The organism is Duganella aceris, assembly GCF_011090165.1.
Lineage (GTDB): Bacteria > Pseudomonadota > Gammaproteobacteria > Burkholderiales > Burkholderiaceae_D > Rugamonas > Rugamonas aceris.
Map to the genome: position 1 here is coordinate 432062 of NZ_JAADJT010000003.1, position 13498 is coordinate 445559.

16 protein-coding genes and 1 tRNA gene are annotated in these 13498 nt (G+C 65.5%); 15 read left to right on the plus strand and 2 right to left on the minus strand.

Translation table 11 applies throughout. The annotated features are described in order from the left end of the window. Nucleotides 1–14: 14 nt before the first annotated feature. From coaBC to GW587_RS09155, 4 genes are read left to right on the plus strand one after another with little or no spacing between them, the layout of a single operon-like run. Nucleotides 15–1241 (plus strand): bifunctional phosphopantothenoylcysteine decarboxylase/phosphopantothenate--cysteine ligase CoaBC, encoded by a 1227-nt coding sequence (coaBC, locus tag GW587_RS09140; protein ID WP_166101338.1) that lies wholly within the window; start codon nucleotides 15–17, stop codon nucleotides 1239–1241. Continuing rightward, on the plus strand, nucleotides 1238–1687 hold the full coding sequence (dut, locus tag GW587_RS09145) for a dUTP diphosphatase (protein ID WP_166101340.1): 450 nt from the start codon (nucleotides 1238–1240) through the stop codon (nucleotides 1685–1687). Before coaBC ends, dut begins: the two co-directional genes overlap by 4 nt. 18 nt (nucleotides 1688–1705) lie before the next feature. Beyond that, nucleotides 1706–2803, plus strand: coding sequence for a M48 family metallopeptidase (locus GW587_RS09150; RefSeq protein WP_166101343.1), 1098 nt, complete (start codon nucleotides 1706–1708; stop codon nucleotides 2801–2803). 15 nt (nucleotides 2804–2818) lie between these two features. Further along, nucleotides 2819–3214, plus strand: coding sequence for a surface-adhesin E family protein (locus GW587_RS09155; RefSeq protein WP_166101346.1), 396 nt, complete (start codon nucleotides 2819–2821; stop codon nucleotides 3212–3214). Here the strand turns inward: GW587_RS09155 and GW587_RS31630 are convergent. Continuing rightward, a complete protein-coding gene (locus GW587_RS31630) occupies nucleotides 3211–3342 on the minus strand; it encodes a hypothetical protein (RefSeq protein ID WP_267878044.1) in 132 nt (43 codons plus the stop codon). The two genes, GW587_RS09155 and GW587_RS31630, sit on opposite strands and share 4 nt — an antisense overlap. Nucleotides 3343–3389: 47 nt before the next feature. Here GW587_RS31630 and GW587_RS09160 point away from each other — a divergent pair, with 47 nt between their 5' ends. The 6 genes from GW587_RS09160 (at nucleotide 3390) to GW587_RS09185 (ending at nucleotide 8880) form a co-directional block, all read left to right on the plus strand. Next, nucleotides 3390–4412 (plus strand): XdhC family protein, encoded by a 1023-nt coding sequence (locus GW587_RS09160; RefSeq protein ID WP_166101349.1) that lies wholly within the window; start codon nucleotides 3390–3392, stop codon nucleotides 4410–4412. 166 nt (nucleotides 4413–4578) lie between these two features. Beyond that, the gene (locus GW587_RS09165) at nucleotides 4579–5469 is read left to right on the plus strand and encodes a DMT family transporter (RefSeq protein WP_166101351.1); all 891 of its coding nucleotides are present in this window, start codon (nucleotides 4579–4581) and stop codon (nucleotides 5467–5469) included. Then, nucleotides 5466–6380 carry a DNA-3-methyladenine glycosylase family protein gene (locus GW587_RS09170; RefSeq protein WP_166101353.1) on the plus strand — a complete coding sequence of 305 codons (915 nt, stop codon included), beginning with the start codon at nucleotides 5466–5468 and terminating at the stop codon, nucleotides 6378–6380. Before GW587_RS09165 ends, GW587_RS09170 begins: the two co-directional genes overlap by 4 nt. 67 nt (nucleotides 6381–6447) lie before the next feature. Next, on the plus strand, nucleotides 6448–7317 hold the full coding sequence (gene accD, locus GW587_RS09175) for an acetyl-CoA carboxylase, carboxyltransferase subunit beta (RefSeq protein WP_166101355.1): 870 nt from the start codon (nucleotides 6448–6450) through the stop codon (nucleotides 7315–7317). A gap of 20 nt (nucleotides 7318–7337) precedes the next feature. Next, a complete protein-coding gene (locus GW587_RS09180) occupies nucleotides 7338–8378 on the plus strand; it encodes a MerR family transcriptional regulator (RefSeq protein WP_166101357.1) in 1041 nt (346 codons plus the stop codon). Between the two features lie 52 nt (nucleotides 8379–8430). Continuing rightward, nucleotides 8431–8880 (plus strand): DUF29 domain-containing protein, encoded by a 450-nt coding sequence (locus tag GW587_RS09185; protein ID WP_166101360.1) that lies wholly within the window; start codon nucleotides 8431–8433, stop codon nucleotides 8878–8880. Between the two features lie 41 nt (nucleotides 8881–8921). Here GW587_RS09185 and GW587_RS09190 read toward each other — a convergent pair. Beyond that, a tRNA-Met gene (locus tag GW587_RS09190) sits at nucleotides 8922–8998 on the minus strand. A 172-nt stretch (nucleotides 8999–9170) separates the two neighbouring features. Here GW587_RS09190 and GW587_RS09195 point away from each other — a divergent pair. The 5 genes from GW587_RS09195 to GW587_RS09215 all read left to right on the plus strand — a co-directional run bounded on the left by GW587_RS09195 (nucleotide 9171) and on the right by GW587_RS09215 (nucleotide 13424). Next, a complete protein-coding gene (locus GW587_RS09195; protein ID WP_166101363.1) occupies nucleotides 9171–9752 on the plus strand; it encodes an NUDIX hydrolase in 582 nt (193 codons plus the stop codon). Between the two features lie 9 nt (nucleotides 9753–9761). Beyond that, a complete protein-coding gene (gene aat / locus GW587_RS09200; RefSeq protein WP_166101366.1) occupies nucleotides 9762–10490 on the plus strand; it encodes a leucyl/phenylalanyl-tRNA--protein transferase in 729 nt (242 codons plus the stop codon). Nucleotides 10491–10563: 73 nt separating this feature from the next. After that, nucleotides 10564–11292, plus strand: a complete 729-nt coding sequence (locus GW587_RS09205; protein ID WP_166101368.1) for an arginyltransferase — start codon at nucleotides 10564–10566, stop codon at nucleotides 11290–11292. A 33-nt stretch (nucleotides 11293–11325) separates the two neighbouring features. Next, on the plus strand, nucleotides 11326–12366 hold the full coding sequence (locus GW587_RS09210; protein ID WP_166101371.1) for a quinone-dependent dihydroorotate dehydrogenase: 1041 nt from the start codon (nucleotides 11326–11328) through the stop codon (nucleotides 12364–12366). An 11-nt stretch (nucleotides 12367–12377) separates the two neighbouring features. Next, a complete protein-coding gene (locus GW587_RS09215) occupies nucleotides 12378–13424 on the plus strand; it encodes an aldo/keto reductase (RefSeq protein WP_166101373.1) in 1047 nt (348 codons plus the stop codon). Nucleotides 13425–13498 lie beyond the last annotated feature (74 nt).

The window sequence follows — 13498 nt, forward strand, 5'->3', positions numbered from 1 at the left end:
AACGGAGCATCAAGATGGAACTCACCGGTAAGAAAATCGTCCTCGGCCTGTCCGGCGGCGTGGCCTGCTACAAGGCGGCGGAACTGTGCCGCGCGCTGACCAAGGCCGGCGCCTCGGTGCAGGTCGTGATGACCGAAGCCGCGACCCACTTCATCACCGCCGTCACCATGCAGGCCCTGTCGGGCAACAAGGTGTTCAGCAACCAGTGGGACCCGCGCGTCGACAACAACATGGCCCACATCGACGTCACCCGCGACGCCGACGCCATCATCATCGCACCCTGCTCGGCCGACTTCATGTACAAGCTGTCGCACGGCGTCTGCGACGACCTGCTGTCGACCATGTGCCTGGCGCGTCCGCGCCTGGTGCCGCTGCTGGTGGCGCCGGCGATGAACGTCGAGATGTGGCAGAACCCCGCCACCCAGCGCAACGCGCAGCAGCTGCGCGACGACGGCGTGGTCATCTTCGGCCCGGCCGCCGGCGACCAGGCCTGCGGCGAAGTGGGCATGGGCCGCATGCTGGAACCGTCGCAACTGCTCGAAGAGCTGATCGCCTCGTTCCAGCAGAAGGTCCTGGCGGGCAAGCGCATCCTGATCACCGCCGGCCCGACCTTCGAACCGATCGACCCGGTGCGCGGCATCACCAATCTGTCCTCGGGCAAGATGGGCTACGCCGTGGCGCGCGCCGCGCGCGAGGCCGGCGCCGAAGTGGTGCTGGTGTCCGGCCCGACCGCGCTGCCGGCGCCGTTCGGCGTCACCCGCATCAACGTGCAAAGCGCGGTGCAGATGTACGACGCGGTGATGGCCAACGTCGACCACCAGCACATCTTCATCGCGGTGGCGGCGGTCGCCGACTGGCGCATCTCCAACGCCAGCGACCAGAAACTGAAGAAGAACCCTGACGGCTCGGTGCCCGACCTGAAGTTCGAGCAGAACCCGGACATCCTGGCCACCGTCGCCGCCCGCACCTCGCTGGCCGGACACCCTTACTGCGTCGGCTTCGCCGCCGAATCGGAAAACCTGATCCAGTTCGGCGCCGACAAGCGTGAAAAGAAAGGCATCCCGCTGCTGGTGGGGAACATCGGCCACCACACCTTCGGCCAGGACGACAACACCATCATCCTGTTCGATGAAAACGGCCACACCATCCTGCCGCGCGCCGACAAACTGACGCTGGCGCGCCAGCTGATTTCCGAAATCTCCAAACGCATCTCCAAGCATTCCCTGTTCAGCAAATCATGAAAAATATCGACGTCAAAATCCTCGACCCGCGCATGAAGGACCAACTGCCGGCCTACGCCACTCCAGGTTCGGCGGGTCTCGACCTGCGCGCCTGCATCGACGCGCCGCTGGTGATCGAAGCCGGACAAACCGTGTTGATCCCGACCGGACTGGCGATCCACGTCGCCGATCCGGGCTACGCCGCGATGATCCTGCCGCGCAGCGGCATGGGGCACAAGAACGGCATCGTGCTGGGGAATCTGGTAGGCTTGATCGACTCCGATTATCAGGGCCAATTGATGATTTCAACCTGGAACCGCGGCCACAGCGCCTTCACGCTGAACCCGATGGAACGCCTGGCCCAGTTGATCATCGTGCCGGTCCTGCAGGTCGGCTTCAATATCGTGGACGAATTCGACACCAGCGAGCGCGGCGCCGGCGGTTTCGGCAGCACTGGAAAACACTAAAAACAACGGAGCACAGGGATGGTTCAGCGCAACACCAACAATCGGTTCGGCGGTTTATCCCTGGCCGCGGCGGCATCGCTGCTGACGGCTTGCTCGAATTTCCAATCCAGGCCGACCACGCCGGAACCGCCGCCGGCGGTGGTCACCACCGCCACCGAAGGCGCGCCGGTGGTCACCGCCAAGATGGCGGCCGCGCGCACGCAGCTGGCGCAGATGGTGGCGCTGCAGGATCGCCTGTACCGCGTCGCCGGCCCGCTGCTGATCAATAACGCGGACCTGTGCCGCACCCAGGCCCGCAACCTGCTCGGCTTCACCGCCAAGAACAAATACTCGTACACCGGCGAATTCGTCGACGCCGCGCAAGCGGTGCTGAACTACGGCGACCGGCTGGAAGTGGCCAGCGTGCTGTCCGGCAGCGGCGCCGCGCGCGTCGGCCTGAAAAAAGGCGACGGCCTGGTGGCGGCGGAAGCCAAGACCCTGCCGACCGGCGCCAACGCCGAGACCCAGGCCGCCGCCGTGCTTGGCCCGCTGGCCTCCAGCAACAAGGTGCTGAACCTGACGGTGGCGCGCAACGGCGCCAACCAGGCGCTGAAGGTGCCGGTCACGCGCGCCTGCGCCTTCAAGATCGACATCGGCAACTCCGACAACATCAACTCCTACGCCGACGGCCAGCGTGTGATGATCACGCGCGGCATGGTCAACTTCGCGCAGAGCGACGAAGCCATCGCCTATGTGCTGGCCAAGGACATCGCCCACAATGTGCTGGGCCACGCCGCCACCACCAAGCAGGCCTACACCATCGGCAGCATCATCGACAACCTGGTCGCGGTGCGGCCTGACGTGTCGATGCTGATCGGCAGCGCCGGCGTCAAGCCGATGCCGCAGGACCTGGACGCGGCGGCCGATGCGCTGTCGCTGTACATGGTGGCGCGCGCCGGCTACAGCGTCGACGGCGCCCGCGCCTTCTGGCAGCGTCTCGCGACCCAGTATCCGGCCACGGTGCTGAACGGGTATACTGCGGTCCATCCCGCCGTTTCCTTCCGCCTGGCCGCGATCGACAAGACCGTCGCCGACATCCGGAACAAGCAGGCGGCCAAGAAACCACTGGTGCCTTAAAGCAGAGAGTCCGCCATGAACAAACCCGGCCTGATCGCAGTCATCCTGATGTTGGCGGCCGGCTGGGCCCAGGCCGCGCAATGGGCGCGGGTCGGCGGCGGCAGCGGCAACGCCTTCTACATCGACAAGGCCAGCATCATCAAGATGGACAAGACCCGCAAGGTGTGGTCGATGCAGAGCTACGCGCGGCCGCAGAACACGCCGGAGGGCAAGCCTTACCGTTCGGTCAAGGCGCTGCACCTGTATTCCTGCGAGGAACGCACCACCACCCTGCTGTCGCAGGTGTTCTATCCCGAGGCCATGGGCAAGGGCGAGCCGGTGGAAAACTACAAATACGAGAAATTCAGCCCCGAAGACATCGTGCCGGACAGCCCGTTCGACAGCGCGCTGACGGCCGCCTGCAAGCTTTAATTCGGGAAGTTGGGGAAGAAGCGCGCCATCACCCAGGTCAGGAAGCCGCAGAACACCACCGCGAGTATCAGCACGATCAGCAGGCGGCCGAACTTGGGCGAGCCGTCATCTTCCTTTGGTGGGGCCATGGTACTTGTTCCCTGCAAGCTTTAGAGAGCCGTAGTATATTCCAATCATGGACTCTATCGATCTCGAAGTATTAAAAACCAGCGCCGCATGGATCGCCGCAGGGAAACGCTGTGAACTGATCACCGTCATCAAGACCTGGGGCTCCAGCCCGCGCCCGGTCGGCGCCACGCTGGCCATCTGCGAAGACGGCACGGTGATCGGCTCGGTCTCGGGCGGCTGCATCGAGGACGACCTGATCGCCCGCGTGCGCGACCACGGCATCAGCCGCACCATCCCCGAAATCGTCAGCTACGGCATCACCGCCGACGAGGCGCACCGTTTCGGCCTGCCCTGCGGCGGCACCATCGAACTGTCGATCGAACCGCTGTCGCGGCAGAGCCGCATCGACGAGCTGCTGCAGCGATTGGAACAACATGAGCTGGTGCAGCGCCGGCTCGACCTGCGCAGCGGCGCGGTGGAGCTGTCCAGGGCCGCGCCCGGGGCGCAGATGCAGGTCAGCGAACAGGTGATGGTCACGCTGCACGGCCCGCGCTGGCGCCTGCTGATCATCGGCGCCGGACAGCTGTCGCGCTTCCTGGCGCAGATCGCCACCGCGATGGATTACCACGTCATCGTCTGCGATCCGCGCGAGGAGTATCGCAGCGGCTGGCATGTCGACGGCGTGCAGCTGGTGCACGACATGCCGGACGATATCGTGCTGTCGCTGCGGCTCGACCATCGCAGCGCGGTGGTGGCGCTGACCCACGATCCCAAGCTGGACGACCTGGCGCTGATGGAGGCCCTGAAGTCGGAGGCGTTCTACGTCGGCGCGATCGGCTCGCGGCTGAACAACAGCAAGCGCCGCGAACGGCTGCTGGAATTCGATCTGACGCCGGAGCAGCTGGCGCGTTTGCACGGACCGATCGGCCTGTACATCGGCAGCAAGACGCCGTCGGAGATCGCGATTTCCATCCTGGCCGAGATGACGGCGATTAAGAACGGCGTGCCGGCGGGCTTGCTGGTGCCGCACAGCGCGACGCCGGTGGCGGCCGGCGACTCGGTATGCGCCGTCGACAGCGGTGCGGTCTGACCCGCACGGCGGCGCACAGGGGTCAGACCCCGTACGGGGTCTGACCCCGCCTTACCGGGTTACGGCGCCGCTCAATCCGGCCGTGTAGAATTCAAAAGCAAGAATCGGCTTTCACCGGCGGCCGGCGTCGGCGACAATGGTGATCCCGCATCCAACCGGAATCCGCATGAGCACCGCCAACCTCCTTCGACTGATCTTCCTGGCCGCCATCTGGGGCGGCTCCTTCCTGTTCATGCGGATCGCCGCGCCGGTGCTGGGCGCGGCGGTGCTGATCGAATACCGCGTGCTGTTCGCCGCGCTGTTCCTGGCCGTCATCGGCTTGTTCCTCAAAAAGAAGCTCGACCTGCGCGCCCACTGGAAGCACTACCTGATCCTCGGCCTGTTCAACTCCGCGTTGCCGTTCCTGATGTTCGCCTTCGCCGCGCGCACGCTGTCGGCGTCCTTGCTGGCGGTGCTCAACGCCACCACGCCGCTGTGGGGCACGCTGATCGCCGCCGTCTGGTCGCGCCAGATGGTCACCGGCAAAGTGATGCTCGGCCTCGCGCTGGGCACTTGCGGCGTCGCGCTGCTGGTCGGCTTCGACCACGTCAGCGCCAAACCCGGCGCCGGCATCGCCATCGCCGCCGTGCTGTTCGCCTCCTTCAACTACGGCATCGCCAGCAACTACGCCAAGCAGGCCAAGACGGTCGAACCGTTCGCCAACGCGCACGGCTCGATGTGGGCGGCGGCGCTGCTGGTGCTGCCGGTGGTGCCGTTCTTCCCGGCGCCGGCCGAACCGACCATCGGCATCATGGGCGCGGTGATCGCGCTGGGCGTGTTGTGCAGCGGCGTGGCTTACCTGATCTACTTCCGCCTGATCCAGGATGTCGGCCCGTCGTCGGCGCTGACGGTGACTTTCCTCAGCCCGTTGTTCGGCATCCTGTGGGGCATGCTGTTCCTCGGCGAGACCGTGGGCTGGTACACCATCGTCGGCGCCGCCATCGTCATCACCGGCACCGCGCTGGTGACCGGCTTCCGGCCGAACCTCGGCTTCCTCAACAAGGCCAAGCCGGTATGAAGGGCTTTGCGCTGACGCTGCCGGCCGACTACCGCCTGCACGACGTGCTGGCCTTCCACAGCCGCGATGCCGAAAGCGTGGCCGAGGAAGTCAGCGCCGAGCGCCTGCGCAAAGGCATGCTGCTGGACGGCGTGCCGGTGGTGCTCGACATCGCGCTGCCGCCCGCGCCGCAGCCGATGTCGCCGGCCAGCGCCAGCTGCGCCGTGCATGCCGATGGCAAGCTGTCCAAGGCCGCGCAGCAGCGGGTGCGCGAGGCGGCGCTGAGCATCCTCGGCCTGCGCATCGATCCCGAGCCGTTCAGCGTCTTCGCCGCCGGCGACGAGATGTTCGGGCCGCTGACGCGCGCGCAGCCCGGCCTGCGCATCGTGCAGTCGGCCACCGTGTTCGAGGCGCTGACCTGGGCCATCATCGGCCAGCAGATCAATCTGTCGTTCGCGATCGCGCTGCGCCGCACCTTCATCCTGCAGGCCGGCCGGCGGCACAGCAGCGGCTTGTGGTGCTACCCCGCCGCCGACGACGTCGCCAGGCTGGAGATCGACGACCTGACCAGCCGCAAATTCTCGCGCGCCAAGGCGGAGACCTTGCTGCGGCTGGCGCGCCTGGTCGCCGACGGCGAGCTCGATCTCGACGTCTCGCCGGCCAACAGCATCGATCGTATCTCGGCCGCGCTGCTGGCGCTCAAGGGCATCGGCCCATGGACCGTCAATTACGCGCTGCTGCGCGGCTATGGCCACGCCGACTGCTCGCTGCACGGCGACGTCGCGATCCGCGCCGCGCTGCAAGCGCTGCTCGGCGAAGAGGTCAAGCCAGACATGCCGCGTACCGAAAAAATCCTGGCCCGCTACAGCCCGCACCGCACCATGGCCGCCGCGCACCTGTGGGCCAGCCTGCACCCGCGCGATCCCGAATAGATTTCGCTTGAGCCTGACGCTACTTCAGGCTTTACGCTCCCGGCATGTCTTCACCATGCGAGAGCCCATGAGCTGGATCGAAAAACTGCTACCGCCGCGCATTCAGCGCGGCGCCGAACCGCGCCAGTCGATACCGGCCGGCCTGTGGACCAAGTGCGCCGCCTGCGACGCGGTGCTGTACCGCGCCGACCTGGAAGCCAGTCTGCACGTTTGCCCCAAGTGCGGCCACCACATGCGCATCCGCGCCCGCGCCCGGCTCGACGCGCTGCTCGACGGCGGCGGGCGGCACGAGATCGGCCAGGAAGTGCTGCCGGTCGATACGCTGAAGTTCAAGGGCAGCAAAAGCTATCCGGAGCGCCTCAAGTCGGCGATGGAGGCCACCGGCGAGACCGACGCCCTGATCGTCATTTCCGGCGCCATCCTGTCGCTGCCGGTGGTGGTGGCCTGCTTCGAATTCGACTTCATGGGCGGCTCGATGGGCGCCGTGGTCGGCGAGCGTTTCGTGCGCGGCGTGAAGGCGGCGATCGAACAGCACGTGCCGTTCATCTGCATCACCGCCAGCGGCGGCGCGCGCATGCAGGAAGGCTTGATGTCGCTGATGCAGATGGCGAAGACCACCGCCATGCTGGCCAAGCTGGCCGAAAAGCGGCTGCCCTTCGTCTCGGTGCTGACCGACCCGACCTCGGGCGGCATCTCGGCCTCGTTCTGTTTTCTGGGCGACCTGGTGATCGCCGAACCGAAGGCGCTGATCGCCTTCACCGGCGCGCGCGTCATCAAAAGCACGCTGGGCGTGACGCTGCCGGAAGGCTATCAGCGGCCCGAGTTCCTGCTGGAACGCGGCGCCATCGACATGATCGTCGACCGCCGCGCGATGCGCGCGGAACTGGCGTCGCTGCTGGCGTTGCTGCTCAAGCTGCCGAAGGATGCGGTGGCCTGATTCGTCGTACACTATCGCGCATGATAGAACATCGAGACCAAGCCGTGTTGAAGATCGGCGAACTGGCCGCGCGCTCCGGCCTCACGGTGCGCGCGCTGCATCACTACGACAGCATCGGCCTGCTGACGCCATCGGCGCACACCGACGCCGGCTACCGTCTGTACAACCGCGCCGACGTGGCGCGGCTGCACCAGATCCAGGCGCTGCGGCGCTTCGGCATGTCCCTGGCCGACATCGGCACCTTTCTCGCCAGCCCCGAAGCGCCGTTCGCCGACGTGGTCGCGCAGCAGATCGACGCGCTGGGCCAGCAAATTGCGCAAGCGACCGCGCTGCGCGAACGGCTGTCCCAGCTGCACCGGCAGATGGCCGACGGCGGCGAGCCGGCGCTGACCGACTGGCTGTCGGCGCTGGAGCTGATGAACCTCTACGACAAATACTTTACGAAGGATGAGTTGCGCCGCCTGCCGTTCTGGCAGCAGGACGCGCGCCGCAACAGCGGCTGGGCGGCCTTGGTGCGGCAGATACAGGAGCTGATGCGGCAAGGCGTCCGCGCCGACGACGCGCAGGCGCGCGCGCTGGCCGAACGCTGGATGCAAATGCTGGAGCGCGACACGGCGGCCAATCCCGAATTCGCGCGCCGCGTCACGGTCATGCTGGAGATGGAGCCGTCGGCACAGCTGCACACCGGGATCACGCCGCAGTTGAAGCAGTACGTGATGCAGGCTTTCAGCGCGCACCGGCTGGCGCTGTACGCCGACTATCTCGACGCCGACGAACTGCAACACATGCGCGCACACGGCGCCCGGCATGACGAAGAATGGAGCGTGCTGCTGGCGAAGGTGCACCTGCACCTCGAGACCGGGGCCGCGCCGGACGACCCCGCGTCGCAGGCGCTGGCGCGCGAATGGATGCTGCTGTTCCGCGCGCGCATCGGCGACAATCCGGCGACCCTGGCCAGGATCCGCGAAGCGCACGAACGCGAACCGCGCCTGCTTACCGGCACCTGGGCCACGCCCGCGATGCTCGACTTCATCCGGAAATCGTACGCCACGCTGGCTTGAGCAAGCGTAAAGTGAAGCTCCGACCAGCGCCCTAAGATAGCGGAGGTGCCCCATGGACGATCACATCAACAGCGACTACGAAACCGACGCCCTCATCTGGACCAACACCCAGATCGCACTACTGCGAGCCGGAAAGTTTGATCAACTGGATCTGGACAACGTCATTTCAGAGCTGGAATATCAAGTGAGAAAAGACAAGCGCGAAGTCGCCCATCGCCTGATCGGCTTGATGACACATTTGCTGAAATACAAATACCAGCCAGAGCGCATCTCCGCCAGCTGGATCCGCACCATCAATGGACACCGGCTTGAAATCGCCGGCATCCTGACGCAGATGCCCAGCCTGCGTCCGAGCCTTGACGCCTATGTCGCGAAAGGCTACGCCAAAGCGGTCAAGGACGCCGCGAAAGAAACCCATCTTCCGCTTTCGACCTTCCCAAAGGAAAATCCCTTCACCGTCGATCAAATCCTCGATGAAGATTTCTGGCCCGGGCAAAAGTGAAAAAGCCGCTGACACCTGACGGCATCAACGGCTTTCGAATTTGGTTGCGGGGACAGGATTTGAACCTGTGACCTTCGGGTTATGAGCCCGACGAGCTGCCAGACTGCTCCACCCCGCGTCTGTATGTAGCTATTATAGGGCACATCGCCGGTTTAGGCAATCTTAATCCTGAAAACAAGCGCGATAGCCCGAATAAATGCAGTTACTTACAGGAATAGGCTGGCACGGGCCATGCCGTAGCGCGCGCAATCGGTGTAAAGTAGCCATAAACCGACTTGAGCCACTCCCATATGAAATTTTGTTCCGAATGCGCCGCCCCCGTCAGCCTGGCTATCCCGGCCGGCGACAACCGTCCCCGCTACGTCTGCGCCAACTGCTCCGCGATCCACTACCAGAATCCGAAAATGGTGCTGGGCTCGATCCCCGTCTGGGAGCGCGACGGCGAACTGAAGATCCTGCTGTGCAAACGCGCCATCGAGCCGCGCTACGGCTACTGGACGCTGCCGGCCGGCTTTATGGAAAACAATGAAACCACGGCCGAAGCGGCGATCCGCGAAACCGAGGAGGAAGCCGGCGCCAACATCGAACTGGGCAAGCTGTTCACGCTGCTCAACGTCGCCCGCGTGCACCAGGTGCATATGTTCTACCTGGCCACGCTGATCGATCTCGACTTCGCGCCCGGCGAGGAAAGCCTCGACGTGCAAATGTTCACGGAAGCGGAAATCCCGTGGGACGAGCTGGCCTTCCCCACCATCCGCACCACGCTGGAACTGTTCTTCGCCGACCGCGCCCGCATGCGCGACGGCGGCGGCTACGGCTTCCACACCCAGGACATCACCCACAACATGCGCTCCGAGCCCGCCGCAACGTGACGCCGTGACATGATCCCCTGGCTCGACATCCATAGCCCGTTTCCGGACGTTTCCGAAGCGCTGACCAGCGACGCGCCCGGACTGCTGGCGGCCGGCGCCGACCTGTCGCCGCAGCGGCTGCTGATGGCGTACCGGCGCGGCATCTTCCCCTGGTTCTCCGAAGGCCAGCCGATCCTGTGGTGGAGCACCGATCCGCGCATGGTGCTGATGACCGAACGCTTCCGCATCTCCGACAGCCTGAAGAAAACCCTGCGCCGCATCGAGCGCAGCATGGCCGACGGCGGCCGCTGGCAGGTGCGCTTCGACAGCGCCTTCGAAGACGTGATGCGCGCCTGCGCCGCGCCGCGCCGCGACGGCCCCGGCACCTGGATCTCGGACGACATCGTGGCCGGCTACACCGGCCTGCACCGGCTCGGCTACGCCCACTCGGCCGAGCTGTGGCTGGACGGCGAACTGGTCGGCGGCGCCTACGGCGTCAGCATCGGCCGCATGTTCTACGGCGAATCGATGTTCGCCCGCGTCACCGACGGCTCCAAGGTGGCGCTGGCCCACCTGGTGCGCTTTCTGCGCGCGCACGGCGTGGCGATGATCGATTGTCAGCAGGAAACCGGCCATTTGGCCTCGCTGGGCGCGTCGCCGATCCCGCGCGCACAGTTCCTGGCGCATCTGCGCAACACTATTGAGTTGCCGCAGATCACTAAGTGGGAACCCATTGCAGCGCCGGCCCCGGACAGTTAAGCTAAGGGTGACAGCGCGATCGCGGACGAAGCGCTATCATTGGCATTAAACAACCGCCCCCGATAGGACGTGCATGACGCACCTCAACGACCTGCCTTTCGCGACGCTGCAGTTTTACACCACGGCGCCCTACCCTTGCAGCTACCTCGACGCGCGCCAGGCGCGCTCGCAGGTCGCGACGCCCTCGCACCTGATCAATGCGGACGTGTACTCGGAGCTGGTCAAGAGCGGCTTCCGCCGCAGCGGAATCTTTACCTATCGGCCATATTGCGACGGCTGCCAGGCCTGCATTCCGGTGCGGGTGGTGGCCGACCAGTTCAAGTCCAGCCGCGGCCAGCGGCGCGCCTGGAGCCGGCACGGCGACCTGATGACCGGCGTCGCGACGCTGTCGTTCTCCGACGAGCACTACGACCTCTACCTGCGCTACCAGAGCAAGCGTCACGCCGGCGGCGGCATGGACCAGGACAGCCGCGACCAGTACGCGCAGTTCCTGCTGCAAAGCCGGGTCAACACGCGGCTGGTGGAATTCCGCGAGCCGGACGGCACGCTGCGCATGGTCAGCATCATCGACGTGCTGTCGGACGGGCTGTCGTCGGTGTACACCTTTTTCGATCCGGACGTCGAAGGCGCCTCCTACGGCACCTTCAACGTCTTATGGCAGATCGCGCAGGCGCGCGAGCTGAAGCTGCCCTACGTCTACCTGGGCTACTGGATCAAGGAAAGCCCGAAGATGTCCTACAAAACCAACTTCAAACCGCTGGAAGCGCGGATCAAAGGCATATGGAGCGTGCTGGACGCCTGATAAAATACGGGCGAACCACAACCTGAGCGCCCCATGTCCGAAAAATTCCTGTATTCCCTGGCACGTCCGATGCTGTTCTCGATGGACGCCGAAGCCGCCCACCACTTCACCCTTCCCGCGCTCAAGCGCGCCGCCGCGCTGGGCCTGACCAGGCTGGTCAAGCAACCCAAGGCCGACCCGCGCACGGTCATGGGGATCACCTTCAAGAACCCGGTCGGCCTGGCCGCCGGACTGGACAAGGACGGCGCCTACATCGACGCGCTGGCCGACCTCGGCTTCGGCTCGATCGAAGTGGGCACGGTGACGCCGCGCGCGCAGCCGGGCAACGCCAAGCCGCGCATGTTCCGCCTGCCGGAAGCGCACGCCATCATCAACCGCATGGGCTTCAACAACGGCGGCGTCGACGCCTTCGTCGCCAACGTACAGGCGTCGCGCTTCTACCAGGACAAGGCCGGCGTGCTAGGCCTGAACATCGGCAAGAACGCCGACACCCCGATCGAACGCGCCACCGACGACTACCTGCACTGCCTGGAAAAAGTCTACCCGTACGCCAGCTACGTGACGGTCAACATCTCGTCGCCGAACACCAAGAATCTGCGCCAGCTGCAGGGCGGCTCGGAACTGGACAGCCTGCTCGCCACCCTCAAGCAGGCGCAGCTACGCCTGGCCGACCAGCACCAGCGCTATGTGCCGCTGGCGCTGAAGATCGCGCCGGACATGGACGGCGACCAGGTCAAGAACATCGCCGACGCGCTGATGCGCCACAAGATCGACGGCGTGATCGCCACCAACACCACGCTGAGCCGCGACGCCGTCACCGGCATGCTGCACGGCGCCGAAGCGGGCGGGCTGTCGGGCGCGCCGGTGTTCGCCGCGTCCAACAACGTGATCCGCATGCTGAAGGCGGAACTGGGCGACGCGCTGCCGATCATCGGCGTCGGCGGCATCATGCGCGGCGCGGACGCCAAGATGAAAATGGACTGCGGCGCGCAGCTGGTGCAGCTGTACAGCGGCCTGATCTACGCCGGCCCGGCGCTGATCCGCGATTGCGCGGACGCGGTGCGCGGCCGCTAAGGAGATTAACTATGCAGAAGACGCAACTTGGATCCAGCGACCTCCAGGTCAGCAAGATCTGCCTGGGCACGATGACCTTCGGCGAACAGAACACCGAAGCCGACGCGCACAGCCAGCTCGACTACGCCTATGAGCGCGGCATCAACTTCATCGACACCGCCGAAACTTATCCGGTGATGCCGCGCGCGGAGACCCAGGGCTCGACCGAGCGCATCATCGGCACCTGGCTCAAGAAGACCGGGCTGCGCGACCAGGTGGTGCTGGCCACCAAGGCGGCCGGGCCGAACAAGAGCATGAGCTGGATTCGTGGCGGCAAGCAGAACCACGACGCCGCCAACCTGCGGGCGGCGGTCGAGACCAGTTTACAGCGGCTGCAGACCGACCATATCGATTTATACCAATTGCACTGGCCGAGCCGCAACGTGCCCATCTTCGGCAACAACGTATTCAATCCGCAGCACGAGCGCGCCAGCGTCGCGATCGAGGAAACGCTGGCCGCGCTGGGCGAGCTGATCAAGGAAGGCAAGATCGGCGCGATCGGCGTGTCGAACGAATCGTGCTGGGGCGTGAACCAGTTCACCAAACAGGCTGAGATCAAGGGCTTGCCGCGCATCGCCACCATCCAGAACCTGTACAACCTGACGGCGCGCCACTACGAAACCAGCCTGCTGGACGAGACCTGCTTCCGCGAAAACGTCAGCCTGCTGGCGTACAGCCCGCTGGCCTTCGGCCAGCTGAGCGCCAAGTATCACGACGACGCCAAGGCGCACGGCCGGCTGACGCTCTTCCCGCCGACCTGGAGCCCGCGCTACCTGCGGCCGGCGGTGCTGGAAGCGGTGGCGCGGTACGCCCGGCTGGCGCGCGAGCACGGCCTGACGCCGGCGCAGCTGGCGCTGGCGTGGGTCTACTCGCGCTGGTTCGTGGCCTCGACCATCATCGGCGCCACCACGCTGGCGCAGCTGAAGGAAAACATCGACGCCTTCGAAATTGCGCTGCCGGCCGAAGTCATCGCCGAAGTCGACGCCATCCACGCCAGCATCACCAACCCAGGCCAGTAAACTCCGGGGTCAGAGCTAAAAACTGGACACGGGCTCTGCTGTAGCGAAAGCTACAGCAGAGCCCGTGTCCAGTT

Bases quoted from the DNA above. Each gene is read 5' to 3' on its own strand.
- coaBC (WP_166101338.1), top strand. From the start codon at position 15: ATGGAACTCACCGGTAAGAAAATCGTCCTCGGCCTGTCCGGCGGCGTG.
- dut (WP_166101340.1), top strand. From the start codon at position 1,238: ATGAAAAATATCGACGTCAAAATCCTCGACCCGCGCATGAAGGACCAA.
- GW587_RS09150 (WP_166101343.1), top strand. From the start codon at position 1,706: ATGGTTCAGCGCAACACCAACAATCGGTTCGGCGGTTTATCCCTGGCC.
- GW587_RS09155 (WP_166101346.1), top strand. From the start codon at position 2,819: ATGAACAAACCCGGCCTGATCGCAGTCATCCTGATGTTGGCGGCCGGC.
- GW587_RS31630 (WP_267878044.1), bottom strand. From the start codon at position 3,342: ATGGCCCCACCAAAGGAAGATGACGGCTCGCCCAAGTTCGGCCGCCTG.
- GW587_RS09160 (WP_166101349.1), top strand. From the start codon at position 3,390: ATGGACTCTATCGATCTCGAAGTATTAAAAACCAGCGCCGCATGGATC.
- GW587_RS09165 (WP_166101351.1), top strand. From the start codon at position 4,579: ATGAGCACCGCCAACCTCCTTCGACTGATCTTCCTGGCCGCCATCTGG.
- GW587_RS09170 (WP_166101353.1), top strand. From the start codon at position 5,466: ATGAAGGGCTTTGCGCTGACGCTGCCGGCCGACTACCGCCTGCACGAC.
- accD (WP_166101355.1), top strand. From the start codon at position 6,448: ATGAGCTGGATCGAAAAACTGCTACCGCCGCGCATTCAGCGCGGCGCC.
- GW587_RS09180 (WP_166101357.1), top strand. From the start codon at position 7,338: ATGATAGAACATCGAGACCAAGCCGTGTTGAAGATCGGCGAACTGGCC.
- GW587_RS09185 (WP_166101360.1), top strand. From the start codon at position 8,431: ATGGACGATCACATCAACAGCGACTACGAAACCGACGCCCTCATCTGG.
- GW587_RS09195 (WP_166101363.1), top strand. From the start codon at position 9,171: ATGAAATTTTGTTCCGAATGCGCCGCCCCCGTCAGCCTGGCTATCCCG.
- aat (WP_166101366.1), top strand. From the start codon at position 9,762: ATGATCCCCTGGCTCGACATCCATAGCCCGTTTCCGGACGTTTCCGAA.
- GW587_RS09205 (WP_166101368.1), top strand. From the start codon at position 10,564: ATGACGCACCTCAACGACCTGCCTTTCGCGACGCTGCAGTTTTACACC.
- GW587_RS09210 (WP_166101371.1), top strand. From the start codon at position 11,326: ATGTCCGAAAAATTCCTGTATTCCCTGGCACGTCCGATGCTGTTCTCG.
- GW587_RS09215 (WP_166101373.1), top strand. From the start codon at position 12,378: ATGCAGAAGACGCAACTTGGATCCAGCGACCTCCAGGTCAGCAAGATC.